Origin of the sequence: Allobosea sp. OK403, from assembly GCF_900113835.1 — a bacterium.
GTDB lineage: Bacteria > Pseudomonadota > Alphaproteobacteria > Rhizobiales > Beijerinckiaceae > Allobosea.
In genome coordinates, this window is the sequence record NZ_FOQV01000002.1 from 180,070 (window position 1) to 205,311 (window position 25,242).

Annotated in this window: 27 protein-coding genes; 11 read left to right on the forward strand and 16 right to left on the reverse strand. The window is 66.0% G+C overall.

The window, feature by feature from the left end; translation table 11 throughout:
• Positions 1 to 98 precede the first annotated feature (98 nt).
• Both BMZ97_RS06675 and BMZ97_RS06680 read left to right on the forward strand, forming a co-directional pair.
• Positions 99 to 725: a YitT family protein gene (locus BMZ97_RS06675; protein WP_092166950.1), complete on the forward strand. Its 627-nt coding sequence runs from the start codon at positions 99 to 101 to the stop codon at positions 723 to 725.
• Positions 726 to 792: 67 nt separating this feature from the next.
• Positions 793 to 1,938, forward strand: coding sequence for an alpha-hydroxy acid oxidase (locus BMZ97_RS06680; RefSeq protein WP_092166952.1), 1,146 nt, complete (start codon positions 793 to 795; stop codon positions 1,936 to 1,938).
• Positions 1,939 to 1,946: 8 nt separating this feature from the next.
• Here the strand turns inward: BMZ97_RS06680 and BMZ97_RS06685 are convergent, their stop codons facing one another.
• The 3 genes from BMZ97_RS06685 to BMZ97_RS06695 all read right to left on the reverse strand — a co-directional run bounded on the left by BMZ97_RS06685 (position 1,947) and on the right by BMZ97_RS06695 (position 5,892).
• Positions 1,947 to 2,957, reverse strand: coding sequence for a sensor histidine kinase (locus BMZ97_RS06685; protein ID WP_175525456.1), 1,011 nt, complete (start codon positions 2,955 to 2,957; stop codon positions 1,947 to 1,949).
• 244 nt (positions 2,958 to 3,201) lie between these two features.
• Positions 3,202 to 4,854: an energy-dependent translational throttle protein EttA gene (ettA, locus tag BMZ97_RS06690; RefSeq protein ID WP_092166956.1), complete on the reverse strand. Its 1,653-nt coding sequence runs from the start codon at positions 4,852 to 4,854 to the stop codon at positions 3,202 to 3,204.
• A gap of 96 nt (positions 4,855 to 4,950) precedes the next feature.
• On the reverse strand, positions 4,951 to 5,892 hold the full coding sequence (locus BMZ97_RS06695) for a LysR substrate-binding domain-containing protein (protein WP_244546284.1): 942 nt from the start codon (positions 5,890 to 5,892) through the stop codon (positions 4,951 to 4,953).
• 87 nt (positions 5,893 to 5,979) lie between these two features.
• Between BMZ97_RS06695 and BMZ97_RS06700 the strand changes: the two genes are divergently transcribed.
• The 4 genes from BMZ97_RS06700 (at position 5,980) to BMZ97_RS06715 (ending at position 8,132) form a co-directional block, all read left to right on the forward strand.
• Positions 5,980 to 6,384 carry a tautomerase family protein gene (locus BMZ97_RS06700; protein ID WP_092166960.1) on the forward strand — a complete coding sequence of 135 codons (405 nt, stop codon included), beginning with the start codon at positions 5,980 to 5,982 and terminating at the stop codon, positions 6,382 to 6,384.
• Between the two features lie 109 nt (positions 6,385 to 6,493).
• Entirely contained in the window at positions 6,494 to 7,297 is an 804-nt protein-coding gene (locus BMZ97_RS06705) for an MBL fold metallo-hydrolase (RefSeq protein ID WP_092166962.1), read from the forward strand.
• 116 nt (positions 7,298 to 7,413) lie between these two features.
• Complete coding sequence (locus BMZ97_RS06710; protein ID WP_092166963.1) at positions 7,414 to 7,710, forward strand: hypothetical protein; 297 nt, start codon at positions 7,414 to 7,416, stop codon at positions 7,708 to 7,710.
• 143 nt (positions 7,711 to 7,853) lie between these two features.
• Positions 7,854 to 8,132, forward strand: coding sequence for a hypothetical protein (locus BMZ97_RS06715; RefSeq protein WP_092166965.1), 279 nt, complete (start codon positions 7,854 to 7,856; stop codon positions 8,130 to 8,132).
• 27 nt (positions 8,133 to 8,159) lie between these two features.
• Here the strand turns inward: BMZ97_RS06715 and BMZ97_RS06720 are convergent, their stop codons facing one another.
• The gene (locus tag BMZ97_RS06720; protein WP_092166967.1) at positions 8,160 to 8,900 is read right to left on the reverse strand and encodes a 3-oxoacyl-ACP reductase family protein; all 741 of its coding nucleotides are present in this window, start codon (positions 8,898 to 8,900) and stop codon (positions 8,160 to 8,162) included.
• A 156-nt stretch (positions 8,901 to 9,056) separates the two neighbouring features.
• On the opposite strand from BMZ97_RS06720, the gene BMZ97_RS06725 reads away from it, so the two are divergent.
• A complete protein-coding gene (locus BMZ97_RS06725) occupies positions 9,057 to 9,650 on the forward strand; it encodes a TetR/AcrR family transcriptional regulator (RefSeq protein ID WP_244546285.1) in 594 nt (197 codons plus the stop codon).
• Between the two features lie 31 nt (positions 9,651 to 9,681).
• Here the strand turns inward: BMZ97_RS06725 and BMZ97_RS06730 are convergent, their stop codons facing one another.
• Entirely contained in the window at positions 9,682 to 10,692 is a 1,011-nt protein-coding gene (locus BMZ97_RS06730; protein WP_092166969.1) for an aldo/keto reductase, read from the reverse strand.
• Between the two features lie 157 nt (positions 10,693 to 10,849).
• Here BMZ97_RS06730 and BMZ97_RS06735 point away from each other — a divergent pair, with 157 nt between their 5' ends.
• The 4 genes from BMZ97_RS06735 to mog are packed head-to-tail and all read left to right on the forward strand — an operon-like array spanning position 10,850 to position 14,415.
• A complete protein-coding gene (locus BMZ97_RS06735) occupies positions 10,850 to 12,376 on the forward strand; it encodes a flagellar hook-length control protein FliK (protein ID WP_092166970.1) in 1,527 nt (508 codons plus the stop codon).
• Complete coding sequence (locus BMZ97_RS06740; protein ID WP_092166972.1) at positions 12,373 to 12,666, forward strand: EscU/YscU/HrcU family type III secretion system export apparatus switch protein; 294 nt, start codon at positions 12,373 to 12,375, stop codon at positions 12,664 to 12,666. Before BMZ97_RS06735 ends, BMZ97_RS06740 begins: the two co-directional genes overlap by 4 nt.
• Positions 12,663 to 13,811, forward strand: a complete 1,149-nt coding sequence (locus BMZ97_RS06745; protein WP_092166973.1) for a GNAT family N-acetyltransferase — start codon at positions 12,663 to 12,665, stop codon at positions 13,809 to 13,811. Before BMZ97_RS06740 ends, BMZ97_RS06745 begins: the two co-directional genes overlap by 4 nt.
• 58 nt (positions 13,812 to 13,869) lie before the next feature.
• Positions 13,870 to 14,415, forward strand: a complete 546-nt coding sequence (gene mog, locus BMZ97_RS06750; RefSeq protein ID WP_092166975.1) for a molybdopterin adenylyltransferase — start codon at positions 13,870 to 13,872, stop codon at positions 14,413 to 14,415.
• Between the two features lie 11 nt (positions 14,416 to 14,426).
• Here the strand turns inward: mog and BMZ97_RS06755 are convergent, their stop codons facing one another.
• From BMZ97_RS06755 to BMZ97_RS06805, 11 genes are all read right to left on the reverse strand, one after another.
• The gene (locus BMZ97_RS06755; RefSeq protein WP_092166976.1) at positions 14,427 to 15,065 is read right to left on the reverse strand and encodes a flavin reductase family protein; all 639 of its coding nucleotides are present in this window, start codon (positions 15,063 to 15,065) and stop codon (positions 14,427 to 14,429) included.
• Between the two features lie 208 nt (positions 15,066 to 15,273).
• Complete coding sequence (locus tag BMZ97_RS06760; RefSeq protein WP_092166978.1) at positions 15,274 to 16,203, reverse strand: N-carbamoyl-D-amino-acid hydrolase; 930 nt, start codon at positions 16,201 to 16,203, stop codon at positions 15,274 to 15,276.
• Positions 16,204 to 16,367: 164 nt separating this feature from the next.
• Positions 16,368 to 16,937, reverse strand: a complete 570-nt coding sequence (locus tag BMZ97_RS06765) for a glutathione peroxidase (protein ID WP_092166979.1) — start codon at positions 16,935 to 16,937, stop codon at positions 16,368 to 16,370.
• A 138-nt stretch (positions 16,938 to 17,075) separates the two neighbouring features.
• Positions 17,076 to 17,465 carry a response regulator gene (locus BMZ97_RS06770; protein WP_069692553.1) on the reverse strand — a complete coding sequence of 130 codons (390 nt, stop codon included), beginning with the start codon at positions 17,463 to 17,465 and terminating at the stop codon, positions 17,076 to 17,078.
• 10 nt (positions 17,466 to 17,475) lie between these two features.
• The gene (gene cheB, locus BMZ97_RS06775; protein ID WP_092166981.1) at positions 17,476 to 18,561 is read right to left on the reverse strand and encodes a chemotaxis-specific protein-glutamate methyltransferase CheB; all 1,086 of its coding nucleotides are present in this window, start codon (positions 18,559 to 18,561) and stop codon (positions 17,476 to 17,478) included.
• On the reverse strand, positions 18,561 to 19,154 hold the full coding sequence (locus tag BMZ97_RS06780) for a hypothetical protein (RefSeq protein WP_092166983.1): 594 nt from the start codon (positions 19,152 to 19,154) through the stop codon (positions 18,561 to 18,563). Before BMZ97_RS06780 ends, cheB begins: the two co-directional genes overlap by 1 nt.
• Positions 19,151 to 19,996 carry a CheR family methyltransferase gene (locus BMZ97_RS06785; protein ID WP_244546286.1) on the reverse strand — a complete coding sequence of 282 codons (846 nt, stop codon included), beginning with the start codon at positions 19,994 to 19,996 and terminating at the stop codon, positions 19,151 to 19,153. The genes BMZ97_RS06780 and BMZ97_RS06785 overlap by 4 nt, the downstream gene beginning before the upstream one ends.
• 17 nt (positions 19,997 to 20,013) lie before the next feature.
• Positions 20,014 to 21,900, reverse strand: a complete 1,887-nt coding sequence (locus BMZ97_RS06790) for a methyl-accepting chemotaxis protein (protein ID WP_092166985.1) — start codon at positions 21,898 to 21,900, stop codon at positions 20,014 to 20,016.
• 88 nt (positions 21,901 to 21,988) lie between these two features.
• On the reverse strand, positions 21,989 to 22,498 hold the full coding sequence (locus BMZ97_RS06795) for a chemotaxis protein CheW (protein WP_069693956.1): 510 nt from the start codon (positions 22,496 to 22,498) through the stop codon (positions 21,989 to 21,991).
• Between the two features lie 2 nt (positions 22,499 to 22,500).
• Positions 22,501 to 24,870 (reverse strand): chemotaxis protein CheA, encoded by a 2,370-nt coding sequence (locus BMZ97_RS06800; protein WP_092166987.1) that lies wholly within the window; start codon positions 24,868 to 24,870, stop codon positions 22,501 to 22,503.
• 9 nt (positions 24,871 to 24,879) lie between these two features.
• Positions 24,880 to 25,239 (reverse strand): response regulator, encoded by a 360-nt coding sequence (locus BMZ97_RS06805; protein WP_069692559.1) that lies wholly within the window; start codon positions 25,237 to 25,239, stop codon positions 24,880 to 24,882.
• Between the last annotated feature and the right edge of the window lie 3 nt (positions 25,240 to 25,242).

Sequence of the window (25,242 nt, forward strand, 5' to 3'; positions counted from 1 at the left end):
AAAGGATGGTCCGGCCCTACAGGATCGCTCCGCATGGCTCAACCGTTGCATCGCCGCAGGGCGAGCCCTGCCGCAGGCGCGCGAACCGGGATGACGCGATGACGCAAGCTGCTACCGCCTTGGAGACGGGCGAACGCCACCGCTTCTATGAAGACGTGCTGGCGATGCTGCTCGGCACGTTGATGGTGAGCATCGGCATCGTGCTCTACACCAAGGCCGTGCTGGTCACGAGCGGCGCGGCCGGGCTCGCCTTGCTGATCCAGGCTGCCACCGGCGTCAATTTCGGCATCCTGTTCTTCGCCCTCAACCTGCCCTTCTACTGGCTGGCGATCCGGCGCATGGGCTGGCGCTTCGCGGCGCGCACCTTCATTGCGGTCGGGCTTGTCTCTGTCTTCACCTGGGCGACGCCGGGCTGGCTCCGGATCGAGGCCGTCGACCCGCTCTATGCCGCAATCGCGGGCGGCAGCTTCATGGGGCTCGGCCTGCTCGCGCTCTTCCGCCATCGCACCGGGCTTGGCGGCATCAACATCCTGGCGCTCTATCTGCAGGAGCATCACGGCGTCCGCGCCGGCTGGTTCCAGCTCGGCGTCGATGTGGTGATCCTCACGGGGGCGCTCTTCCTGCTGCCGCTCGACAAGGTGCTGGTCTCGCTTGCCGGCGCGGCGGTGCTCAATCTCATCCTCGCGATCAACCACAAGCCCGGGCGGTATATGGGGGTGTCGTAAGGAGCGGTTGCCACCTGTAGGTTTCCATGCGACCGAGCCGTCAAACACACGCGTGGAGGCGACGAGCATGGCCCAGCCCCTGACCATCGAGGATCTGCGTATCCTGGCCAAGCGCCGGGTGCCGCGCATGTTCTACGACTACGCCGATTCCGGCGCCTGGACCGAGGGCACCTACCGCGCCAACGAGACCGATTTCGCCGGCATCAAGCTGCGCCAGCGCGTCGCCGTCGACATGACCAACCGAACGCTGACTTCGACCATGGTCGGCCAACCCGTCGCCATGCCGGTCGCGCTCGCCCCCACCGGCCTCACCGGCATGCAGCACGCCGATGGCGAAATCCTCGCCGCGCGCGCCGCCAGCAAGGCCGGCGTGCCCTTCACGCTCTCGACCATGAGCATCTGCTCGCTTGAGGACATCGCCAACCATGTCGGCAAGCCGTTCTGGTTCCAGCTCTATGTGATGAAGGACCGCGACTTCATCGCCCGGCTGATCCAGCGCGCCAAAGGTGCCGGCGTCACAGCGCTGGTGCTGACGCTCGACCTGCAGATCCTCGGTCAGCGTCACAAGGACATCCGCAACGGCCTCAGCGCACCGCCCAAGCCCACCATCGCCAATCTGATCAACCTCGTCACCAAGCCGCGCTGGTGCCTGGGCATGCTCGACACACCGCGCCGCTCCTTCGGCAACATCGTTGGCCATGCCAAGGGCGTCGGCGATCTCTCCTCGCTGTCCTCCTGGACCGCCGAGCAGTTCGACCCGGCCCTGAGCTGGGACGACGTCAAATGGATCAAGGATCTCTGGGGCGGCAAGCTGATCCTCAAGGGCATTCTCGATCCCGAGGACGCCGAGATGGCGGCCAAGAGCGGCGCCGACGCGCTGATCGTCTCCAACCATGGCGGCCGCCAGCTCGACGGCGCGCTGTCCTCGATCGCGGCGCTGCCGGCGATCGTCGAGCAGGTCGGCGGACGCATGGAGATCCTGTTCGACGGCGGCATCCGCTCCGGCCAGGACGTGATCAAGGCGCTGGCGCTCGGCGCCCACGGCACCTTCATCGGCCGCGCCTTCCTCTATGGGCTCGGCGCCATGGGCGAAGAGGGCGTCACCCGCTGCCTCGACATCATCCGCAAGGAGCTCGACATCACCATGGCGCTGTGCGGCCTGAGGGATGTGCGCGATGTCGATGGGCGGATTCTGGTGGGCGGCAAGGGCTGAAGCCCCGTTCAATCCGCCGTCAGAGCCTCGAGCGGCGCCACCAGCGTGAAGACGACACCGGACGGCGGGTATTCCACTCCGGCCGTACCGGCAAAATAACCTGCCAGCGCCCGCTCGATCATGCGCGAGCCGAACCCGACCTGGGATGGCGGGGTGACGACCGGCCCGCCCGTCTCCCGCCACTCGAACCGGAACTGCGGCGGGCTCGCCGCGCGGTCGATCGTCCAGGCCACGCCGACCCGGCCAACCTCTCCCGACAGCGCGCCGTATTTCATCGCATTGGTCGTCAACTCGTGCAGCGCCAGCGACATCGCCAGCGTGCATTTCGAGGACAATTCGACATCGGGACCATCACAGACGATCCGGTCCGCCTCGCCCTGAGGCATCACGGCTCCGGCGACGAGCTCATGCATGCGAGCCCTCGACCAGACCGACTGCGTCAGCAGATCCTGGGCATCGGCCATGTTCTTCAGCCGATCCATCAGCGCAGCCTTGGCATCGGCCAGTTCCGCGCCGCTCCTCAGCGTCTGGTTCGCGATCGCCTGGATCATGGCGATGGTATTCTTGATGCGGTGCTTGAGCTCCAGCGCGAGCAGCCGCTGACGCTCCTCGGCACGCTTGAGTTCCGTAATGTCGCGGGAAACCGACAGAATGCTTTCGGGACGCCCGTCCGGCCCCAGAATGGGCGAAACCTGCACATCCCACCAGCGTGGATTTCCCAGCGCGGTATTCGCAGCGCCCTGGAAACGCGAACTTCGTCCCGCTCTGGCCGCCTCGATCGCCGCCTTCGCATCGGCATTGCCGGCGCCCTGCCAGAAGTCCGGCCAGGGGCAGTCCTTGACCGCATTGAAGTCGCTGACCTCCATCACGCGCCGGCCACCCTCGCTCATGAAGCTGAGCCTGCCGTCGAGGGTCAGAACCTTGATGCAGTCATCCGATGCAGCCAGCAGGCTGCGCATGAACCTCGCATCGACCTCCTGCCGCTCCGGAGCTGGGCCTTCATCGGCGAGGTCGTGCACGGGTCGTCGTTCCATTCACTGCAGAGACGTCAAACTTCGGCCTATAGAGGCCTGATCACCCCATGTCCGTGTCTTTTGACATATCGCCTACGCGCCAAGACTCGCGTCGGAGGCAGCCGTCCGACGCGCAGAGCAAGTCCGAAGCATGCGGCAGGTCCAGAAGCATGAGACAAGTCCCGGCGCATAAGAAAGGGCCAGCGCCCCCGGTCCGGGAACGCTGGCCCTGAAAGTCGAACCCGCCTCGTCAGCGCGAGAATTTCTTGTACTGGATGCGCTTCGGGATGGTGGAATCAATGCCCAGACGACGCTTCTTGTCTTCCTCGTAATCGGCGAAATTGCCCTCGAACCATTCAACATGGCTGTCGCCCTCGAAGGCGAGGATATGGGTCGCGATGCGGTCGAGGAACCAGCGATCATGGCTGATGATCACGGCGCAGCCGGCGTAGTCCTCCAGCGCCTCCTCCAGCGCCCGCAGCGTATCGACGTCGAGATCGTTGGTCGGCTCGTCGAGCAGCAGGACATTGGAGCCCGCCTTCAGCATCTTGGCGAGGTGGACGCGGTTGCGCTCGCCGCCCGAGAGCGAGCCGACCTTCTTCTGCTGGTCGCCGCCCTTGAAGTTGAAGGTCGAGCAATAGGCGCGTGAATTGATCTCGCGCTTGCCAAGATAAAGGATGTCGTTGCCGCCCGAGATCTCCTCCCAGACGTTCTTCTTGTCGTCGAGCGAGTCGCGGCTCTGGTCGACATAGCCGAGCGTGACGCTCTCGCCGATGGTGATCGTGCCGGAATCGGGCTTGTCCTGGCCAGTGATCATCCGGAATAGCGTGGTCTTGCCGGCGCCGTTGGGGCCGATCACGCCGACGATGCCGCCCGGCGGCAGCTTGAAGGACAGGCCGTCGATCAGGAGCTTGTCCTGGAACCCCTTCGACAGATTGTCGAAATCGACGACGTTGTTGCCGAGCCGCTCGGCGATCGGGATGATGATCTGCGCGGTGTCCGGCCCCTTGTTGTTGGCCTTCTGCACCAGCTCGTCATAGCGCTGGATACGCGCCTTGCTCTTGGCCTGGCGCGCCTTGGGCGAGGCCAGAACCCATTCCTGCTCGCGCTCCAGCGTCTTCTGCCTGGCGACGTCCTCGCGGCCTTCCTGGGCGAGGCGCTTCTGCTTCTGCACCGACCAGGCTGAGTAGTTGCCCTCATAGGGGATGCCCTGGCCGCGATCGAGCTCGAGAATCCAGCTGGTGACGTTGTCGAGGAAGTAGCGATCATGGGTCACGATCAGAATCGCGCCCGGATAGGTCCGCAAATGGCCTTCCAGCCAGGCGGTGGTCTCGGCGTCGAGATGGTTGGTCGGTTCGTCGAGCAGCAGCAGCTCCGGCTGCTCCAGCAAAAGCTTGCACAGCGCGACGCGGCGGCGCTCGCCGCCCGAGAGCTTCGAGACTTCCCAGTCGTCGGGCGGGCAGCGCAAAGCGTCCATCGCCTGGTCGACCTTGGAGTCGAGATCCCACAGGCCCTTGGCCTCGATCTCGTCCTGCAGCTTGGTCATCTCGTCGGCTGTCTCGTCGGAATAGTTCATCGCGAGATCGTTGTAGCGATCCATGATCGCCTTTTGCGGCGCCACGCCGAGCATGACGTTGTCGCGGACGTTCAGCGTCTCGTCGAGCTTCGGCTCCTGCGGCAGGTAGCCGACGCGCGCGCCCTCGGCGACCCAGGCCTCGCCGGTCCACTCCTTGTCGAAGCCCGCCATGATCTTGAGCAGGGTCGACTTACCCGCGCCGTTGACGCCGAGCACGCCGATCTTGGCATCGGGGTAGAAGGAGAGATGGATGTCCTTGAGGATCTGCTTGCCGCCCGGATAGGTCTTCGACAGGCCGCGCATATGGTAGATGAACTGACGGGACATGGGGCGTGCGGGCTCCGCTGCGGACTCGGGCGTGCGAGATGTGTCGGGAAATCTGGCGCGTATGTAGCGAGACGAGCCGCTCGCCGCAACCGGCGCTCAGGATCTCGTCGCACCAACCGGGGCCAAACGGGCTGGAGGCGCAGGCATGGTCGCGACTTCGCCAGCCAGCCAGGCACAAAACCAGTCGATCTTTGTGTTGGACGGCAGGCGCCGCTCGACCAGGTAGCTGTAGCCGCTTTCCACGAAGCCGAAGGGAGCGACCAGCCTGCCAGAATGGATTTCGCTCATCACAAGATGCCAGGGCGCGATGCAGTAGCCGAGGCCGGCAGTCGCGGCTTCGAGTGTGTAGTAATAGTGCTCGAACACGGCACCTACCGGGGGTGGCGGCGAAACTCCGGCTACTGCGCTCCACATCGCCCATCCATTGGGCCGCGTCTTGGTTTGAAGTTGCCGGTCTGCGGGCAGATCGCCGGCCGCGGCCGGATGGCGCGAGACCAATTCGGGCGTTGCGACCGGGCCGAGCCATTCGGGGAACAGGACATCAGCCTTTTGGCGCGTCGAAATCAGACTGCGCGTCTCGTCGACAATGATGGCGACATCGAACCGTCCACTGCGAACATCATCCTGCTTTTCGAGCGCACGCAGCCGCAAATCGATCTCGGGATGGCGGCTGTGGAAATCGTGCAGACGCGGAATCAGCCAACGCATCAGCAACGTGCTCAGGCATGAGACATCGAGAACATCGTCTTCGGCACGTGTGATGGCCTGAACGGCACTCTCAATCTGATCGAGCGCAGACGTCAGGGCCGGCAACAGCGCCCGCCCCGCCTCGGTTAGATGCGGCCGCGTCCTCGGTCCCGAGAAAAGAGCCAGTCCGAGCACGTCTTCCAGATGCTGAACCTGCCTGCTGACGGCGCCATGCGTGACGCATAATTCGTCACCTGCCGCCGTCATGCGGCCGAGGCGGCCTGCGGCTTCGAAAGCCCGCAGGGCCTGGAGGGGAAGAGACCGGCGCTTCATCTTGTGAGCTTTATACACATAGAGGCATCCTGAATATCGATTGGAGAATGCCTGGTTGCACTCGAAAAGCTGCTCCCAGCACAAACCCGATGCTGGAGCCCTCACATGCCTTTCATCCGCACATCCGTCCGAAAGAACACAAGCCGCGAACGCGTGGCCGGCATCGTCGATGGCGTTCATCAGGCACTGGTCGAAGCGATCGGCATGCCTGCTGACGAGCTCTTCAACCTCGTCAGCGAATATGAGCCTGAACAGTTCTTCTACGACCGCAAGTTCAATGGCATCGCGCGCTCGGACGAGCTGCTGGTCATTGAGATCACGATGCGGCGCGGGCGCAGCGACGCCATGAAGCGAGCGCTTTACGCCTCGATCGCAAGCCGGCTGGAAACAATCGGCGTCTCGCCCAAGGACGTCTTCATCTTCATGCACGAGAACGATTATTCCGACTGGTCGGTCGGCAACGGGGTCTTCGCGATGGCCATCGCTCAACAGCGCGGCAACGACGCCTGAACGGCCGGCGGGGCGAAACTGTCACGAAACCGCCAGTTCGGCGGCCAATGCTGGTCTCGGCGCAAGTTTTGCCTAAGCTGAACAGGCTGGGTTGAAGCGGGAGCGCCGGATGAGCCTGTCGAAAATCCTCGTCTGGGGAGCCCTGGCCGCGCTGGCAAGCATCCTCTCTCATCCCGCCCATGCCCAATCCGACGAGCCCGGCTGCCGGCCCGAAATGGCGGGCTATCGCCTGCCGATCCAGCGCGCCGCGCTCGCCAAGGACGAGGTCCGCCTCACCTTCGTCGGCCACGCCACCTTCCTGATCGAGACGCCGGGCGGCGTCAGGGCCGCGACCGACTACAATGATTATGTCCGCCCGCGTGAGACGCCCGACATCGCCACGATGAACAAGGCGCATTCGACGCATAATTCGCGCAATCCCGATCCGGCCATCAAATATGTGTTGCCGGGCTGGGATCCGAGCGGCCGGGGCGCAGCGAAGCACGACATCACGCTCGGCGACATGCGCGTGCGCAATGTGCCGACCAATATCCGCTCCTATTCTGGCGCGACCGATTATGACGGCAATTCGATGTTCGTCTTCGAGATCGGCGATCTCTGCATCGCCCATCTCGGCCATCTGCATCACCCGCTGGAGCCCGGCCATCTGCGCGCGCTCGGCCGCGTCGACATCGTGCTCTTCCCGGTCGACGGCAGCTACACGCTCGACCAGGAAGGCATGGTCGAGGTGCTGAAATCCCTGCAGGCCAAGGTGATGATCCCGATGCATTTCTTCGGCGGCTCCAGCCTGGAGCGCTTCCTGCGCCGCACCGACGGCGTCTGGGCCACCGAGCGCAAGGCCGAGCCGACAATCACCCTGAGCAAGGCCAGCCTGCCCGCGCAACCGACCATCATCGTGCTGCCGGGCAACTAGATCACGTCGCTCGCCATTCGGTTTAACCTCGCGCTTAGGTTGTTGCGACGTCGCGCTTTGCAAATTCCGATCATGCCGGCAGGTTGAGATCGCCCGCTAAGGCAGAGGAACGCGGCATGCTCAGGGTTCTCGCGATCGCCATCATCGCTACCGCCTGCCTGCCGGTCGACGCCGAGGCGGCAAGGCTGCGCTTCGGCAAGCGCTATTCCAGCGGCAGCGCCACCGTCATCCCCGTGCCCCGCGCGGGGCACGCGTCAGCTCCGGCCGAGCCCGCATTTCTCGAAGCCCGCCACGTGCCCTTCCCGTCGCCGAGCGCGGACCGGCCGGTCGCGCTGCGGATCAGCGCGAGCGAGGGTGCGAAGGCCTGGTGCCAGAGCGAGGTCGTGGTCGGCGGCTTCTGCGTCATGCACTGACGCGACGCGATGCACTGACGCAACGAGGCCCGGCGGCGCGTTTCCGCGCCAACCGGTTAACGCGCTGCTTAGGCTGATCGCAGATGCCGCTTTCACCGGCGCCTGCGATGATGCAGCGTGCGTGCCATTCATGGGGAAATGGCATGCTGCGTCTTGCTCTGGTCTGCATTGTGGCAGCCTTTCAGTTGTCTGCGGCCTCTGCCGTCGCGCAATCCAGTTCCAATCCGGACAACATCAGCGCGAGCAGCCCCAGCTCGAGCCATGACGGGGGCGTTGTCGAGCCCCCCTCCGTACCCCTGGGTCCCAGCATCCAGGCGGTGCCGCAGGGATGGCAATCCTCGCGCAACAACAAGCCGGGAGAGGCTCCCAGATCAGCCTGCCAAAGCGACCACAATGTCGGCGGCTTCTGCCTGCTGAACTGAGCTGCCGCGACTCGCGAAGATTCGCGTCTAGGTATTGACGCCGCCATCGATGGCGAAACCGGCGCCGGTCACGAAACGCGCCTCCTCGCTGGCGAGATAGGCCACGACCCCGGCGATATCCTCCGGCTTGCCGTAGCGCGGGATCGCCATCTTGGCGCGCTGCGCATCGGCCCGTTCCCCGGATGCCGGATTCATATCGGTATCGGTGGAGCCGGGATGAACGATGTTGACGGTGACGCCGCGTGGCCCGAGATCGCGCGCCAGGCCCTTGGTGAAGCCGATCAGCGCCGCCTTGCTCATCGCATAGAGCGAAACGCCGGGCTCGATCACGCGCTCGGCCAGGCATGAACCAATCGAGATGATGCGCCCGCCCTCGCCGAGATGAGCGGCAGCCGCCTGCGACGCCAGCACGACAGCGCGGATATTCACCGCAAGCGTTGCGTCGATATCGGCAAGGCTCCATTCCGCAACCGGTCCGCCACGGAAGATGCCGGCATTGTTGACCAGGATGTCGAGGCCGCCGAGCAGGCTCGCAGCCTTGCCGACGCCGGCCTTCACCGCCTCGGGATCGGCGCTGTCGGCCGCGAGCGCGAAACCCTTGCGTCCCAGCACCTCGATCTGGCCCACGACCGCCAGCGCCTTGTCCTGCGAGCGCTCATAGGTCAGCGCGACATCGGCGCCTTCCTGTGCCAGCCGCAGCGCAATCGCCGCACCGATACCGCGGCTCCCGCCGGTCACCAGCGCCTTCTTCCCGATCAGCCGTTCCATGAGAGATTCCTTTCTGTGTCATTCGCTACAGAAATACCTGTGGCGCTTGCGGCCGCTGGTCAAGCGATTTATGTATCGCTTGGCACAAAACGGGTGATCATGTCGGAGCGCGGCAGACCAAGGAGCTTTGATCGCGATGAAGCGCTGCGCCGCGCCATGGATCTGTTCTGGCGCAACGGCTTCCAGGGTACCTCGATGGGCGACCTGACCGAGGCGATGGGCATCGGCTCGCCCAGCCTCTACGCCGCTTTTGGCAGCAAGGAGGCGCTCTATCGCGAGGCGATGGCGCTATACGAGGCCTGCGATGGCAAGGAACTCGCCCAGGCGGTCGCCGAAGCCTCGACGGCCCGGGCCGCGATAGAAACCTTCCTGATGCGCTCAGTGGCGATGTTCACGCGGCCGGGCAAACCGGCCGGCTGCATGATCGTGCTGGCGGTGGTCCATGCCGCCGGCGCGAGCGAGGCGCTCCGCGCCGATTTGCGCAGCGTGCGTGAGCGGGCGGTCGAAAGCTTCACGCAGAGGCTGCGAGAGGCGGTCGAAAGCGGCGAGTTGCCGGCCGCGACCGACACTGAGATGATCGCAAGCTTCTACGTCACGGTGCAGCAGGGCCTATCGCTGCGCGCGCGCGACGGCGCCACGCGCGCGCAATTGGAGGCCATCGCCCAGGCCGCCATGACAGCCTGGAGCGGACTCGTCCTGGAGCCGGATGATTTCAGACGGAGTCACAATGTGACTCCGTCTGAAATCTGAATCCGTCTCTCACCAAGGAGTTAGAGCAGGATCAGCCCGTCAGCGCCTGGCGGCCCTCGAGCGGATAGGCCGGGTCACTATAGCCCGGCGTCGAGGGATGGCCCGCGGGCACGAGCCCATCCACCAGCGCCTCGTCCTCGGCGGTGAACGCGACATCCAGCGCCGCGAGATAGGCCTGCCACTGCTCCAGCGTACGTGGCCCGGCAATCGCGGCGGTGAGGAAGGCATTATTCAGGACCCAGCGCACCGCGAACTGGATCGGCGTCATGCCGCGCTCGGCAGCATGGGCCTTGATCGTCTGAGCGATGACGAGGCTCTCCTCGCGCCACTCCGTCTGCAGGATGCGCGTGTCGCCGCGCGCCGCGCGCGTGCCTTGTTGCGGCGCCTGACCGGGCTCGTATTTGCCGGTCAGCACGCCGCGCGCCAGCGGCGAATAGGAGGCGACGCCGAGCCCGTAGAAGCCGCAGGCCGGCAGATGCTCGACCTCGGGCATGCGGTTCATTGCGTTGTAATAGGGCTGGCTGACAACCGGCCGGTCGATGCCGAAATCGTCGCAGAGCCGGCAGATCTCGGCGAGGCGCCAGGAGCGATAATTCGAGACGCCGAAATGCCGGATCTTGCCCTGGGCAATGAGATCACCGAGCGCACGCACGGTCTCGGCCAGCGGCGTCGCATGGTCTTCCTTGTGCAAATAGTACACATCGATGAAATCGGTGCCGAGCCGGCGCAGACTGTCCTCGCAGGCCTGCATCAGCCATTTGCGCGAGAGCCCGCCCCGGTTGGGCCCTGTCCCCATCTGGTTGGCGACCTTGGTCGCCAGCACCCAGTCATGGCGCTGCGCGGCGATGGCGCGGCCGGTCACCTCTTCGGAGCGGCCTTCATTGTAGACATCGGCCGTGTCGATGAAATTGATGCCGGCTTCGCGCGCATGATCGATGATTGCACGCGAATCCAGCTCGCTCGTCGCGCCGCCGAACATCATCGTGCCCAGGCACAAAGGCGAGACCTTGAGGCCGGAGCGGCCGAGCTGGCGATATTCCATGGATCAAACTCCCAGAGTTCCGGGCTGAGACCCTGCCCCAGCCGCGCGGCACGCACCAGCGCGCCCCGCGCAGGGCGCGCCCGCCAAATCCTGCGCGCAACAAAATACTTAACCTTTCATGTCAGAGTCTTGACCTCGCTGCCATGGCCTCACCTCGATGAATCTCGCCCAGCTCATCCAGAGCCAGAACCTCGCCACTCTGCTGCAGGCGCTCGCGCCCGCGGCCGAACTCGCGCCGGGCCAGACGGTCGAGGCGCAGCTGCTGACGCTTGACGGCAACGGCCTGGCGACGGCTCTCATCGGCGACACCAAGATATCGCTCGTACTCGCCGGCCCGGAAGCGAAGCAGGCGGCTCTGCTTCCCGGAGCGACTCTGCTGCTCAGGATCGATGCCGCCGAGGAGCAAGGCGGCAGCCTCCGCGCGACCTTGATCGAGACGCGTCCGCTCGCTCCCGCCAGCGTTGCGCCCACAACGCCGCAATCCATCCCGCAGACCGGCCAGGCCGCTGCACCCAATCCGACGCCGACAGCGTACCCGGCGACAACCTCTCCGACCGAGCCTCTGCGCACATCGGCCCCTCTCCAGCCGGGTTCGCTCCTGCAGGCCGCGACAGTCGATGCTGCACGCCCGGCCACCGCTTCCCAACCGGCTCAGTCGCAGGCCAGCGCCGCCGCCTCGCCTCGCGCCATTGCCGGGCCTCTGCTCGGGCCGGTGCTGGCCAATCAGGACGGTCTCGCACCGCTCTTCGCCAATCTGCGCAGCATCTCCGAAGGCTCGGTCGCGCTCACCTTGCCCAAGCCGCTGCTGACCCTGATCGAGCGCGTCCTGGCCCAGGCTGTCCCAGTCGAACGCAAGCCGCTTGGGGCGGAGGTCCTGAAGGACGCTGTCCAGCGCTCCGGTCTGTTCATGGAGAGCCGCCAGGCTGCGACAAGCCAGGCCGCGACGAGCCAGGCCACGAGCCAGCCCGTGCCGCCGCAGGCCGACCTCAAGGCGAGCCTGGTAACGCTGCGCGACGCCCTCGCTGCCGTGATCGAGCGCTTCGTGCCGACACCGGCCGGCAAGCCGCAGGCCGCGCTCCTGCTTTCGCCTCAAACGGCCGGCGCGCCGAGCACGACGACAAAACCCACGCCGCCGCGCCGCGACGGCCCGCTCGCACTGCAGCCGATCGTGGAGCCGACCCTCGCGGCCGGCGAAAAGCCACTGACGATTGCGCAAACCTTGCTGGAGCAGACCGACGCGGCCCTCGACCGCGTCACGCTTTCGCAATTCGCCTCGCTGCCGCTGGACGGCGCGCGGCCCGACCAGAACCAAGCCCCGCGCTGGCTGACCGAGATCCCTCTCGCTTTCCATTCTGGCGCTGCCGTCCTGCCGCTTCATATCGAGAAGGAGCCGCCCCGCCGCGGCCCCAATGGCGTCGAAGCGCCGCTCTGGCGCATCCGCTTCGCGCTCGATGTCGAGCCGATGGGCCCGCTGCAGGGCGTGGTCACGCTGCAGGGCCGCAGCGTCGGCGTCACGCTCTGGGCCGAGCGCGAGGAGACCAGCCGGCTGCTGCGCGGCGCCGCTCCCGGGCTGGAGGCAGCGCTCGTCGATGCGCAGTTTGAGAATGGCGCCATCGATATCCATACCGGCCAGCCACGCGTGATGCAGCCGACCGCCGGCCAGTTCCTGGACAGGATGTCATGACCGGCCCCTCGCCTCGCCAGATAGCCGTCGCGCTCGAATATGATGGGCAAGGCGCGCCGCGCGTCACCGCCAAGGGCCGGGGCGAACTGGCCCAGCGCATCATCGAAACCGGCCGGGAGCACGGCGTCGCCGTCGAAGAGAACGCCGTGCTGGCGCAGGCGCTCTCGGCTGTCGAGCTTGACGACCAGATCCCCGAAGAACTCTACCGCGCCGCCGCCCAGGTCATTGCCTTCGTGCTGTCGCTGCGCGGCGAGATCAAGCGTGCGCGGCGCGACGGCGTCACGCCTTGAGCGCCACGATCGTCGTCAGGCGCATCCGCCCTGCGGATTATGTCGAGCGCAGCGCGGCTTTCACCGAACTGAGCCTGCGTGCGCTCGCCGCCAACCCGCATATGGCGCCAGCTGCCATCGCCGCCGCGCGCCTGCTCATACCCGACGACAGGATCATCGTGCTCGCCGCCTGGCAAAGCGAGGCGCTGGGCTCCGAGCGCCTCGCCGGCCTCTGGGCCTTGCATCGGAAGCGCGACTGGCGCAGCGGCTTTGCCTCCGTGCTCGTCGCGCCGCTGCTGCCGCTCTACGAGGTCTCCTCGATTCCGGTTCTCGATCGCGATCTCGCCAACGACGCGGCGGAGGCCATGCTCCGCCATATCCTGGCCTCGGGCGACCTGCCCAAGACGCTGGCTCTGCCGCTGCTGCCGCTGGAAGGGCCCTGCCACGCCGTACTCTCCGAGGCCTTTCGCAGCACGGGCAGCAGGCTCGCCATCCATGAGCGCTGGAGCCGGCCGATGTTGCTGCCGGAGGCCGATGACGACGCCGAGCGCTATCTCAGGCGCGCGCTCGGACAGAGCTACAAGAAGCGCATGCAGCAGTTCCGCTCCGTCACCAAGGCGGGCGAGGCCGCATTCCGGCGCGAGCGGGGCGAGGCCGCGCAAAACAGCTTCAACGCCTTCCTCGCCCTCGAAGCCGCTGGCTGGAAGGGCGAGGCCGGCACCGCGATCGCGCGGCTGCCGCGGGACACGGCCTATTTCCGCCAGCTCGTCACCGGTTTCGCGGCGCAGGACGCCCTGCAGGTCGATAGCTTGCGACTGGACGGCGAGCCGATCGCCATGGGCCTGCTGATCGAGAGCGCCGGCACGCGGCATTTCCTCAAGATCGCCTATGACGAGAGCCAAAGCCGGCTCTCGCCTGGGCGGGCGCTCACCATCGCCATGCTCCAGGCCGATTTCGCCGGCACGCCGCCTGTCGTCTTCGACAGCGGCGCGGGCGACGGCGTCGATGCCGGAACCTATGTCTGGGGCGAGCGGCGCGAGATGGGTCATGCGATCGTCACCCTCGGCAGCAGCCGGCCGGGTCTGCCGGAGCTGGCAGCGCATGCGCGCCAGGGGCTGCGCCGCCTGCGCAAGCGCCTCAAGGGCAGAGCCCGTCTTTTTGGGTAGCCTGCGCGGCGCCGATCGGTCACATCTGCCTCGCAGCGCCACGCCAGGATTTCAGGACATGAGCACGGATATCAGGATCGGCATCGTCACGGTTTCCGATCGTGCTTCGGCCGGCATCTATGCCGATGAGGGTGGCCCCGCCATCGAGGCCTATCTCGCCAGGGCGCTGACGAGCCCTTGGACGCCGGTCGCCCGCGTCATCCCCGACGACCGCAAGCTGATCGCCGACACGTTGAAGGCCTTGGCCGATGAGGAGGGCTGCTGCCTGATCGTCACCACCGGCGGCACCGGCCCGGCTCCGCGCGACGTCACGCCCGAGGCAACCGAGGACGTGATCGAGAAGCCGATGCCTGGTTTCGGCGAATTGATGCGCCAGGTCAGCCTCGCCAAGGTGGCGACCGCGATCCTGTCGCGTCAGACCGCCGGCATTCGCGGCAAGGCGCTGATCGTCAACCTGCCCGGTCGCCCGCGCGCCATCGCCGAATGCCTCGACGCGGTGATGCCGGCGATCCCCTACTGCATCGACCTGATCGAGGGCCCCTATCTGGAAACCGACCCGACGGTGATCGTGGCTTTTCGGCCGGGGCAGAAGCCCAAGGCCTGACGTGACGCCGCTCAGCCCTGCTTCGCCAGCCAGCCGGCGTAATTGCCGCGTCTGAGGTCGAAGCGGTCGTTCTGGCGCGAATAGCCGTCGCCGAACATGCGGCCCACCGGCTTGTAGTCGCTCATGCTGACCCGCAGCGTCTTGGGGTCGACGAGCCCCGCGCGAGCATGGATGCGGACGACCTCGCCGATCAGCAATTCCCGCGTCGGGCTGAAGGCAAGCGAAACCTGCTTGCGGCATTCCAGTGCGAAGGGCGCTTCCGCAATGCGCGGCACGGCGACGCTGACGCCCGGCAGCAGCGAAAGCCCCGCCGCGTCGATCTCGCTGACCTCAGGCGGGAAGTCGATGGCGCAGATGTTCATTGCCTCCGCCAATCCCTCGTCGACCAGATTGACGACGAATTCACCGGCCGCCGCGATATGGCGGGTCGTGTCCTTGGGGTGGTTGCCGGGTCCGTGCTGCAGGCCGAGCACGACCAGGGCCGGATCTTCCGAGAAGACGTTGAAGAAGCTGAACGGCGCCGCGTTGACGACGCCTTCGGGCGAAACGCAGGTGACGAGCGCGATCGGGCGCGGCGTCACGCTGGCGCACAGCAATTTGTAGCGCTCACGCGGTTCGAGATCGGCGAAGGCGGCGGTGAAGTCGGTCATTCGGCGATCCGGTCGAAGTGCCATGGAACGGAATTGTCGTCCCCTCTCCGTCATCCTGGCCGAAGCCCCCGGGTCCGATCTTCGATCGGCCCAAGGATAAACTCCGCGGAGCGCCGGGAACCATCGTAGAGTTCAGCGCCCTACGATGAATCCCGGGACGACCTGCGGTCGCCTAGGATGACGCGAGGAAATGGATGAGGGGCGAGCCTCACTCCGGCTCGATCACGCCGACCTGCGCCGTGATCGGTCCGTAGTGCTCGATGCGGCGATGGCGCTTGAAGTCGAAGATCGTCTCCTTGCCGAAGCGGGTGTCGTCGAGATCGCAAGCATGGACGATGACGCCATCCGCCTCGCCCTCCAACTCGGCTACGATCTCGCCGTCGGGATTCACGATCAGCGTACCGCCCATGCAGTGATGGCCGTCCTCGTCGCCGGCCTTGGCGACAGCCACGACCCAGGTCGCATTCTGATAGGCCCCGGCCTGGACCGAGAGCCGGTGATGGAACAGCCGTTGCGCCATGCCCTCGCCGGCCTTCTGCGAATTGACCGAGGGCGTATTGAAGCCGAGCACCACCATCTCGACGCCCTGAAGGCCCATGACACGATAGCTCTCGGGCCAACGCCGGTCGTTGCAGATCATCATGCCCATCAGCCCGCCCATCATCCGCCAGACCGGAAAGCCGAGATCGCCGGGCTCGAAATAGCGCTTCTCGAGATGCTGATGCGCGCGCTCGGGATCGAACTCGACATGGCCCGGCAGATGGATCTTGCGGTATTTGCCGATGATCGCACCTTCGCGATCGACCAGGATCGAGGTGTTGAAATGCCGGCCTTCCGGCGTGAGCTCGGCATAGCCGAAGCTCATCCCCATGCCGAGCTCGCGCGCCCGGTCAAACAGCGGCTGCACCGCTGGGTTCGGCATCGCGGCCTCGAACCAGTGATCGGCCTCGGCCCGGTCCTCGTGATGCCAGCGCGGGAAGAAGGTGGTCAGCGCCAGTTCCGGATAAACGATCAGTTCGGCGCCTTTCGCCTTGGCTTCATCCATCAGGGCGATCATCCGGGCGACAACGATGTCGCGGCCCTCGGCTTTCTGGATCGGCCCGAGCTGGGCGGCGGCGACGGTCAGGATACGGGACATGGAACCTCGGTATCAGAAATCTAGGCAGGCTTTGCCGGGGGGTGCGTCTGGATCGCAATGACGGCGCCATCTTTGCGCCGACACGCGCTTGCGCCAAGACGACGCGACGCAAGGGGGCCAAGCGAAAACGATGCCAAACCCTTGGGGTCGAGCCAAGCCTTCGCTCAGGCCGCCTGCAGTTCCTGGCCGATCGCACGCACGAGCTGCGGGCCGATCGGGTCGGTGCCGCTCGAAAAGCCGCCGACCAGCTCGCCATTGCGGCCGACCAGATATTTGTGGAAATTCCAGCTCGGCGTCTCGGCCGGGCGCTGCGCCGCAGCCCAGCGATAGAACGGATGCGCGTTTGGGCCGCGCACGCTGCATTTCTCGGCGAACGCATAGGTCGCGCCATAGTTCTGCAGCGCCGCCTCGGCGATCGCCTCGCCTTCCAGCGGCTCCTGCCCGCCGAAATCATTGCTCGGCACTGCGATCAGCATCAAGCCACGCCCGGAATAGCGCTGCCAGAGCTGCTGCAGCGTCGCGAACTGCCCGGCAAAGCCACATTGGGTCGCCGTATTGACGATCAGGATCGGATGACCGCGATAGGCCGACAATGCGAGCCGGCGACCACCAGGCTGGTCGAACGAAAAACCATAGGCGTTCACCGGACTCTGCGCCCCTGCCGAGGCGATGAAACCTGGCGCTGCAACCGCACCTGCGATCAGCCCCAGAAGCTCCCGGCGCAGCAGCGACATAGGCGATCTCCCTCATCAAAGAGTTAGAGCAGGATAGGTATCATTCCTGCGTCTACGCACGGTAGCCCAATACGGATGCGCCCCGCAGCCTTGCGGCTCGGGGCGCTGGAATAGGTGATGAATCGAGCGGCGGCGCGATTATGAACTCAGCGATAGAACCTTCTTCACGCGCACTTCGAGGTCGCGCAACTCATAGGGCTTCACCACATAATGGTCGGCGCCGTTGGTAGTCGCCTCGTCCATCTTGTCGACCGAGCGCTCCGAGGTCGCCATGATGATCTTGATCTGGTTCAGCTCCGGCACCGAACGGATCGCACGCAGCAGATCGATGCCGCTCATGCCGTCCATGTTCCAGTCGAGCAGCAGCAGATCGTAGCGCTTGCTCTGCATCTTCATCAGGGCCTCGCGGGCGTTCTCCGCCTCGTCGATGTCCTGGAATTCGATCTGCTTCAGAAAATACGTCGCGAGCCCGCGCATGCTCTTCTGATCGTCGACCACGAGGATCCTGTAGTCGCTTCTCGCCTTCATCACGCTCTCCTCACGCGGTGCGCAAATGCGGTCGCTCGCCGATCAGGTTGCCGACAGCGGCACCGATCTGATCCAGCGGCACCACTCTGTCGGCGGCTCCCAACTCGTAGGCCGCTTTCGGCATCCCGTTTACCACACAGGTTTCCCCACTTTGGATTAACGTCTCCGCACCAGCTTTACGCATGGCTAACAAACCGTCAGCGCCATCGCGACCCATCCCCGTGAGCAGAATGCCGACCGCATGCTGGCCGAGACTGCGCGCCACAGAATGAAACATCACGTCGACGGACGGGCTGTGGCCGCTGACCAATGGCCCTTCCCGCAGGACGCAGACGAGCTCGCCCCGGCGCTCCTCGATTTCGAGATGGCGCGGCCCACCCGGCGCGACCACGGCCATACCGGGTTTCAGCTTGTCGCCATCCGCAGCCTCGCGGACATCTAGCCCTGTCGCAGTCGCCAGGCGCGCCGCGAATTTCGCGGTGTAGCCCGGCGGCATATGCTGCACCACGACCACTGGGATGCGCAGATGCGCGAGATCCCGCATCACCACCTGGACGGCCGGCACGCCGCCGGTCGAGGCACCGATCGCGATCAGCGAGGTGCGCCCGCCGCGGGCCGGCTCGCGCGCCAGCACCGCACGCACGGGCGCGACCTCGCGCCGCGCTGCGAACATGCGGCGGCTCGCCGAGGCACGCGACAGCGCCGCGACCAGATGCTTCATGAAACCTTCGAGCGTATGCGTCGTGCCGTCGGGCTTCTCGATGAAGTCGATCGCGCCGAGTTCCAGCGCCTGGATGGTGTTGTCCGCGCCCGGCCCACCGAAGGCTGAGACAATCAGCACCGGCAACGGGTCCTGCTTGAGCACACGCGCCAGCAGCTTGAGGCCGTGGCGACCTGGCAATTCAAGATCGAGCGTCAGGACGTCGGGCCGCAATTCCTGGATCGCGTCCCAGCCTTCCTCGGCGCTGCCGGCGACGCCGATCACCTTGAAGCCGGGTGCGGAATCGATGATCTGCGTCATCAACTTCTGCATCAGCACGGAATCGTCGACGACGAGGACTTTCACCGGGCCGCCGGGAGAGGTCAGCGTGCTCATCACCAGATCTCCACTTCACCAGCCACGGGTTGAGTCTTGAGGCGATTGAGATAGGCGACTTCCTGCTCGTGCTCGCTGCTGCGGGCGCTGGGCTGGACATGCTGCACCCAGGCGCGCCCGGTCGCGGGCTGGTAGTGGATGCGCCGCGAGCGCGTGCCGCCGACATCCTTCGAAACCACCGGAATGCCCTCGCGATCGAGAAATTCGGTGACGAAGGCGATGTTCCCGTCGCCGATCGCCAGCATGGTCGCGCCCGAGAGCACGCGCGCCCCGCCGAAGACCTTGGCTTCGAGGTTGCCGCGCCTGGCGCCGCGCTTGAGCAGGCCGTTGATCAGGACCTCCATGGCGGTGTCGCCATAGCGCTCACCGGCATTGGTGTCCGAACCGCCGTTGTTCTTTGGCAGCAGGAAATGGTTCAACCCGCCGACCCCGGCCTGCGGATCACGCATGCACACCGAGATGCAGGAGCCGAGCACGGTCGCCACGATCTCGTCCTTGGCGGCGGTGATCTCGTGCTCGCCAGGCGCGACCGTGATGATCGTCGCCTCGAAGCGCGGGTCGAAATAGCGACGAGAGGCCCGGGCGACGCTCATGCTGTTCTCTCATAGATGGTGCGACCGATCAGCCGGAGCTGGGGATGCGGCTGCGGGAGCGATTCTGAATGGCCGAGATAGAGGAAACCGCCCGGCGCCAGCAGCGCCACGAAGCGGTCGAGGATCGAGGCTTTGGTCTGGGTGTCGAAATAGATGAAGACATTGCGGCAGAAGATCACGTCGAACGGTCCGCCCATCGGCCATTTCTCGATCAGATTGAGCCGCTTGAATGCGATCAGCCGGCGCAGGTCCTCGCTGATGCGCGCCTCGCCCCTGCCCGCGGCCTCAAGCTTGAGCAGCGGTTTGACGTCGGGCGGCAGCCGCTCGAACAGTTCGCTCGGATAGAGCCCCGCTTCCGCCCGCTCCAGGATGTCGGTGTCGATGTCGGTCGCCAGGATGCGGAAGTCGACATCGCTGCGCGAGCCCAGCACGTCGCGCGAGGTTGCCGCGATGCTGTAGGGCTCCTCGCCCGAGGAACAGGCCGAAGACCAGATCCGGATACGCCCGCGCCGCCCGCTGCGCTCCTGCAGCAGTTTCGGCAGCACATCCTTGCGCAGATGGTCGAAATGATGCCGCTCGCGGAAGAAGGCCGTGTGGTTGGTCGTCACCGCATTGATCAGCTCGGGGATCTCGGAGACGGCGCCCGGCGTTTTCAGGAAGGCGCAATATTCGGCGACCGAGCTCAGCCCCAGCGCCTTGACGCGACGCGCCAGCCGGCCGCGCGTCATCGCCTCCTTATGCTCGCGGATGACGATGCCGGCATGCTCGTAGACGAGCTTGGCGATGAAGCCCATGTCGTCGCGCGTCAATGTCGCGTCGGCGAAGGCCTGGGGAGCGAGCATGGTGTTGGACCTCGACACTAGAATTCCGCCCATTCCTCGGCGCGACCGCCGCCTGCCACGCGACGACGAAGCGCCATTTTCTGCGGCGCAGCGGCCTCCGACCGGCGCGGCTCGGCACGGCGCGGCAGCTGCACCGGCTCTGCCCTGACCTGCACTGCGCCGAACCGCGGGGCCGTCTCCGTCTGGAAAAACGCGACGAGATTCTTCAGCGTCGCGATCTGCTCCATGAGTTCACCGGCCGAGGTCGCGCTCTGCTCGGCCAGCGCCGAGTTCGCCTGCGTCGTCTCGTCCATATGCGCGACGGTCTGGCTCATTTCCCCGATGCCATGCGCCTGCTCGGCAGTGGCCGACGAGATCTCGATGATGGTCGCGGAGACCTTGCCGGCAGCCGTGACGATCCGGTCCAGCGCCTCGCCGGTCGAGCGCACGAACCGCACGCCCTCCCCGACCTGCTCGTTCGAGCTCGCGATCAGGGTCTTGATGTCCTTGGCGGCCTGGCTCGAACGCTGGGCGAGCGAGCGGACTTCCGATGCCACCACCGCGAACCCCTTGCCGGCATCGCCGGCGCGCGCCGCCTCGACGGCTGCGTTCAACGCCAGCAGATTGGTCTGGAAGGCGATGCCTTCGATGACGGAGACGATCTCGGAAATCTTGACCGACGAATCCTCGATCCGCTCGATCGCACCCACCGTCTTGGAGACGATGGTCTTGCCGTCCTCGGCGACGCCCATCGCCTCGCTGGCGAGGTCCGTCGCCTCACGCGAGCGCGCCGCGCTCTGCTTGACCGAAGCCGCGAGCTGTTCCGTCGTCGCCGCCGTTTCCTCGAGATTGACCGCCGTCTGCTCGGTGCGCTGGGCAAGGTCGCCGGCACCGGCATTGATCTCGAGCGCGGCGCGCGCGACATGGGCGGCTGTCGCCTGGATCGTCGCCACGGTCTGGGCGAGATGCTCCATCGTGCCGTTCAGGCTCTGCTTCAACTCGCCGAAGCGGCCGTGATAGGCGCCCTGCACGCGCGACGTCAGGTCGCCCTCGGACAGTCCGCCGAGCACGCCGGCGAACTCGCCGACCGCGTCCTCGACGAGAGCATTGATGCTGTTGATGCCCTCGGCGATCCGCATCAGCGCCTCGGGCTTGCCGGCCAGCGGAACGCGGCGCGAGAAATCGCCGTCGGCGGCAGCCGCAACCATGTCGGCGACCTCGGCCGAAGCCGCGAGCTCGTCGGTGAGCTCGAGCCATTCGACCGCCGTGCCGAAGCGGCGTCCGTCGGAATGCGTCACTGAGGTCAGCGAGAGCGAGACGGTGCGCCGGCCGAGCGCAAAGCGAATGGCGCCCTGGCCGGAATGCACAAGGCCAGGCTGGTTGCGCACGCTCTCCATGACCTTGCCGAGCATGTCCTTGGCCGAGCAGCCTGGGAAGGCGATGCGGAAATCATCCTGCGCCCCGGTGAAGAATTTGAGCAGCGAGCTGTTGACGTAGACGACACGGTCTTCGGCATCGCAGACCATGACATTGGTGCGGCAGCCATCGAGCGCGGCCCGGATGCGGGCGGATTCGATTGCCTTGTCATGGATGGTCTTGAGCGCACGGCCGATCTCGCCGATCTCGTCGCGGCGCTGCAATCCGGGGATCACCGTGTCCTCGCCTTCGGCGATCGCCACCGCTGCATCGCGCATCGCCGCAATCGGCCGTTGGGCCCGGTAGGCGAGCAGCCAGCCGAGCAGCGCGACGACGCAGAGCGCGGTCATGCTCAGTGTCAGGATCTGGGGCGACGTTGCGGCGAGCATGCCGCCCGCCACCTGCCAGACGCAGGCGCCGACCGCTCCACCTGCAATGAAGACCGCGCCGACGACCATGAGCGGCAGCCTGACCGACAGTCTGGAAAGGGAACCGAGGGAACTGCCCATTTTTATCGTTTCTGTCTTGGCGTACGGTTCTGTGGTGTGCGGTTCTTCCTGACGCTGAACGCAACCCTTTCCGGAAGTGGACCTATTCTCAGGCGGCGCGGGCCGCCTTTGCCATCGCGCCCTCAGTGCCGCCGTCGCGGATTACGGCCGCAAGATCGAGCAAGGCGACGATATCGGTGTCGAGCAGGACGAGGCCTTCGATCAGGCCGTGCTCGTCACGCTCCAGATCGGGCGCCGGGCGAACCGCGCTGACCGGGACGTCGACGATGTCGGAGACCGAGTCGACCAGCAAACCCGCGACCTTGTCCTCGATGTCGACGACCACGATGACATGGGTCGCTGTCGCATCGGTGAGGCCGAGCCCGATCGAGGTGCGCAGGTCGTAGACCGCCAGGATCACGCCGCGCAGGTTGAGTACGCCGCGCACATGAGGCGCCGCATGCGGCAGCGGCGTCGTCGCCTGCCAGCCCTTGATCTCGCGCACCATGCCGACATCGATGCCGAAGGTCCGGTCGCCGACCTTGAAGGTGACGATGCGGCGCACCGCCGATTCCGGCTGCGCCGACGAGAAATGCTTTTCGCCGAGTTGAAGGGTCATGATCATCCAGCCATTTTCAGTGCGGGAACAGATGGGCGGCCGCTGGAGGCGGCGAGGCGTAGCATCGAGTCGACATCGAGAATGAGCGCGACGAGGCCGTCTCCGAGAATGGTCGCGGCGGACGCACCGTTGACCGTGCCGTAATTGCCTTCGAGGCTCTTCACCACGACCTGCTGCTGGCCGACGATCTCGTCGACCGCGATGCCGACATTGTCGCCACGTTCGGTCTCGGCGATGATGATGATGTTCTCGTTGGGCGTGCCGGTCGAGCCCATCACCGCGCCGAGCCGGTGCAGCGGCGTAACCTCGCCGCGCCAGCGCAGAACCTCCTGGCCGAAGGTGAGATGCTCGATCGGCGTCGAGGCGAGATGCTGCGTCTCGATCACGCTGGCGATCGGGATGACGTAGCGGTCGTCGCCGCAGCGGATGACCATGCCTTCCAACACCGCCAAGGTCAGCGGCAAGGCGAGCGTGAACTTGCAGCCTCTGCCCGGTTCGGAATCCACCGAGATGCGCCCACCGAGCGACTCGACGTTGCGGCGCACCACATCCATGCCGACGCCGCGCCCGGAGACGTCGCTGATGACTTCGGCGGTCGAGAGACCGGCCGCGAAGATCAGTTGATCGATCTCCTCCGGCGCGAGCTTTTCGTCCTGCCCGACGAGCCCGCGGGATTTCGCCTTAGCGAGCAGCTTGTCGCGCCCGATGCCGCGCCCGTCATCAGTGACCGAGATCACGATGCGCCCGGCGCGATGCTCCGCGACGAGCTTGATCGTGCCTTCCGGGTTCTTGCCGGCGGCGATGCGGTCTTCCGGCGTCTCCAGCCCGTGATCCATCGAATTGCGGATCATATGGGTCAGCGGATCGGCAAGTTCCTCGATGATCGTCTTGTCGACCTCGGTGTTCTCGCCTTCGAGAACAAGCTTCACTTCCTTGCCGAGCGTCTGCGCCAGTTCGCGCACCAGGCGCGGCATACGCTGGAACACGGCTTTCACCGGCTGAGCGCGGACCGCCATGACATGGTCCTGTAATTCGCGCGTCTGACGCGACAGCGTCAGGATGCCTTCGGCCGTCTTGGCATGGACGTCATAGGGTAGCGAACGCACGCATTCGACCAGCATGGACTGGGTGATGACGATCTCGCCGACGAGGTTCATCAGCTTGTCGATGCGGTCGAGATCGACACGCACGCTGACGGCCTGGCGCTGGCGCGCGGCGACCGCATCATTGGCGGGTGCACGTGTCACCGGTGCCCTGGACAGCGCCGGAGCAGCGTCCGCAACGGCCTGGACCGGGGCAGCGACGGGCGCGGCGACCGGCAGGATATCAGGTTCCGGCGCGCTGGTCGGAGCCGGCCCCAGCCTGGCGAGGATCGCAGAGAGATCGGCGGCGACATTGGCCGAGACTTCGGACTCTGGCTTGGCGGGAACCTCCTCGGCCGGCTCGGAGTCGTCATTCGCGGCAGCCGGCGAGAGCGTCTCGATCTCGAACTCTTCGGCGGCGAGCGTGAAGTCGAAGCGGCTGTAGATATCCTCGACCGAAAGCTCGGTGCGCAGCGTCACGACGAAGCGCATATGGCAATCGGTGACGTCGAGCGTCTCCAGCGGCGGAACTTGGCTCAGATCGCAGACCACCGAGACGATGTCCTCGGCGGGCAGCGAGCCCAGTACGACGCGCGGCTCGATGACGCGGCGAAACAGATCCGATTCCGGGCTGATCCGCAGGCAGAGATCGCGGCCGGGCTTGTCGGCGGGCGCCGGCGCGGCTGCAGCCGGCTCGTCGTCCCAGCCGTCATCGGCGCGCGCAGGGGCGACGCCGGTCTTGGCCTCGACCATGGCGAGCAGATTGCCGAGCGCGGCGATGCCGGGAGGCGCGTCATCAGCGGCGGCGGGCGCTGATTTGGCAGCCGGCGGCTTTGCAGCTTCAGTCTTTGCAGCTTCAGGCTTGGCGGTTTCAGTCTTGGCGGGCTCAGGCGCGGCGGCGGCCGGCTTGGGCGCCTGGCCGACTCGCTCCAGCGCCTCCAACAGATCGGGGCGCGCAGTGGCAACCTCGTCGTTGCGGGCTGCGGAAACGAGATCGGCGACAGCGTCCGAACAGCGCAGGAACAGGGAGAACGGCGCATCCTCGATCGCGACGCGGCCCGAGCGCAGATGATCGAGCGAGGCCTCGAAGACATGCGCGAAGGCAACGAGCTCGGTGCAGCCGAAGGCGCCGGCCCCACCCTTGATCGAGTGGATGGCGCGGAAGGCGGCGTTGACGTCCTCGGGATCGGTCGATCCCTCATCGAGAGCCTGGAGCTTCTGCTCCAATGCGCCCAGGAGTTCTTCGCACTCCTGGAAGAAGGTCTGCTTGAGTTCCGCCAACGGGTCCATCAGCCAGCCTCAGTTCTGATAGCGCGCGACGAGGCCGAGCAGGGTCGTAGGCTCGAACGGTTTGACCATCCAGGCGCTGGCGCCGGCACGGCGACCTTCCGCCTTGATCTCGGCGCCGTTCTCCGTGGTCAGGACGATGATCGGCGTGTTCTGCCCGGCGGGCCTCGCCCGGCAGGCCCGGGTGAATTCGATTCCGTCCATCAACGGCATGTTGAGGTCGGTGATCACGAGATCCGGCTTGAACTTGTCGAAGGTGGTCAGCCCCTCCTCGCCATTCTCCGCGGCGGCCACTTCATGGCCGGCATTGCGCAGCGTCAGGCAGAGCAGGCTGAGCAGGGTCTTGGTGTCGTCGATAGCCAGGATCTTCATCCA

What these genes read in the sequence shown, in the direction of transcription:
- BMZ97_RS06675 (WP_092166950.1), top strand. Translation starts at nt 99, where the DNA reads ATGACGCAAGCTGCTACCGCCTTGGAGACGGGCGAACGCCACCGCTTC.
- mog (WP_092166975.1), top strand. Translation starts at nt 13,870, where the DNA reads ATGAGCACGGATATCAGGATCGGCATCGTCACGGTTTCCGATCGTGCT.
- BMZ97_RS06710 (WP_092166963.1), top strand. Translation starts at nt 7,414, where the DNA reads ATGCTCAGGGTTCTCGCGATCGCCATCATCGCTACCGCCTGCCTGCCG.
- BMZ97_RS06760 (WP_092166978.1), bottom strand. Translation starts at nt 16,203, where the DNA reads ATGTCCCGTATCCTGACCGTCGCCGCCGCCCAGCTCGGGCCGATCCAG.
- BMZ97_RS06785 (WP_244546286.1), bottom strand. Translation starts at nt 19,996, where the DNA reads ATGCTCGCTCCCCAGGCCTTCGCCGACGCGACATTGACGCGCGACGAC.
- BMZ97_RS06705 (WP_092166962.1), top strand. Translation starts at nt 6,494, where the DNA reads ATGAGCCTGTCGAAAATCCTCGTCTGGGGAGCCCTGGCCGCGCTGGCA.
- BMZ97_RS06765 (WP_092166979.1), bottom strand. Translation starts at nt 16,937, where the DNA reads ATGTCGCTGCTGCGCCGGGAGCTTCTGGGGCTGATCGCAGGTGCGGTT.
- BMZ97_RS06725 (WP_244546285.1), top strand. Translation starts at nt 9,057, where the DNA reads ATGGATCTGTTCTGGCGCAACGGCTTCCAGGGTACCTCGATGGGCGAC.
- BMZ97_RS06780 (WP_092166983.1), bottom strand. Translation starts at nt 19,154, where the DNA reads ATGAGCGTCGCCCGGGCCTCTCGTCGCTATTTCGACCCGCGCTTCGAG.
- BMZ97_RS06800 (WP_092166987.1), bottom strand. Translation starts at nt 24,870, where the DNA reads ATGGACCCGTTGGCGGAACTCAAGCAGACCTTCTTCCAGGAGTGCGAA.
- BMZ97_RS06700 (WP_092166960.1), top strand. Translation starts at nt 5,980, where the DNA reads ATGCCTTTCATCCGCACATCCGTCCGAAAGAACACAAGCCGCGAACGC.
- BMZ97_RS06680 (WP_092166952.1), top strand. Translation starts at nt 793, where the DNA reads ATGGCCCAGCCCCTGACCATCGAGGATCTGCGTATCCTGGCCAAGCGC.
- BMZ97_RS06770 (WP_069692553.1), bottom strand. Translation starts at nt 17,465, where the DNA reads ATGAAGGCGAGAAGCGACTACAGGATCCTCGTGGTCGACGATCAGAAG.
- BMZ97_RS06730 (WP_092166969.1), bottom strand. Translation starts at nt 10,692, where the DNA reads ATGGAATATCGCCAGCTCGGCCGCTCCGGCCTCAAGGTCTCGCCTTTG.
- BMZ97_RS06740 (WP_092166972.1), top strand. Translation starts at nt 12,373, where the DNA reads ATGACCGGCCCCTCGCCTCGCCAGATAGCCGTCGCGCTCGAATATGAT.
- BMZ97_RS06735 (WP_092166970.1), top strand. Translation starts at nt 10,850, where the DNA reads ATGAATCTCGCCCAGCTCATCCAGAGCCAGAACCTCGCCACTCTGCTG.
- cheB (WP_092166981.1), bottom strand. Translation starts at nt 18,561, where the DNA reads ATGAGCACGCTGACCTCTCCCGGCGGCCCGGTGAAAGTCCTCGTCGTC.
- BMZ97_RS06720 (WP_092166967.1), bottom strand. Translation starts at nt 8,900, where the DNA reads ATGGAACGGCTGATCGGGAAGAAGGCGCTGGTGACCGGCGGGAGCCGC.
- BMZ97_RS06790 (WP_092166985.1), bottom strand. Translation starts at nt 21,900, where the DNA reads ATGGGCAGTTCCCTCGGTTCCCTTTCCAGACTGTCGGTCAGGCTGCCG.
- ettA (WP_092166956.1), bottom strand. Translation starts at nt 4,854, where the DNA reads ATGTCCCGTCAGTTCATCTACCATATGCGCGGCCTGTCGAAGACCTAT.
- BMZ97_RS06795 (WP_069693956.1), bottom strand. Translation starts at nt 22,498, where the DNA reads ATGACCCTTCAACTCGGCGAAAAGCATTTCTCGTCGGCGCAGCCGGAA.
- BMZ97_RS06715 (WP_092166965.1), top strand. Translation starts at nt 7,854, where the DNA reads ATGCTGCGTCTTGCTCTGGTCTGCATTGTGGCAGCCTTTCAGTTGTCT.
- BMZ97_RS06805 (WP_069692559.1), bottom strand. Translation starts at nt 25,239, where the DNA reads ATGAAGATCCTGGCTATCGACGACACCAAGACCCTGCTCAGCCTGCTC.
- BMZ97_RS06755 (WP_092166976.1), bottom strand. Translation starts at nt 15,065, where the DNA reads ATGACCGACTTCACCGCCGCCTTCGCCGATCTCGAACCGCGTGAGCGC.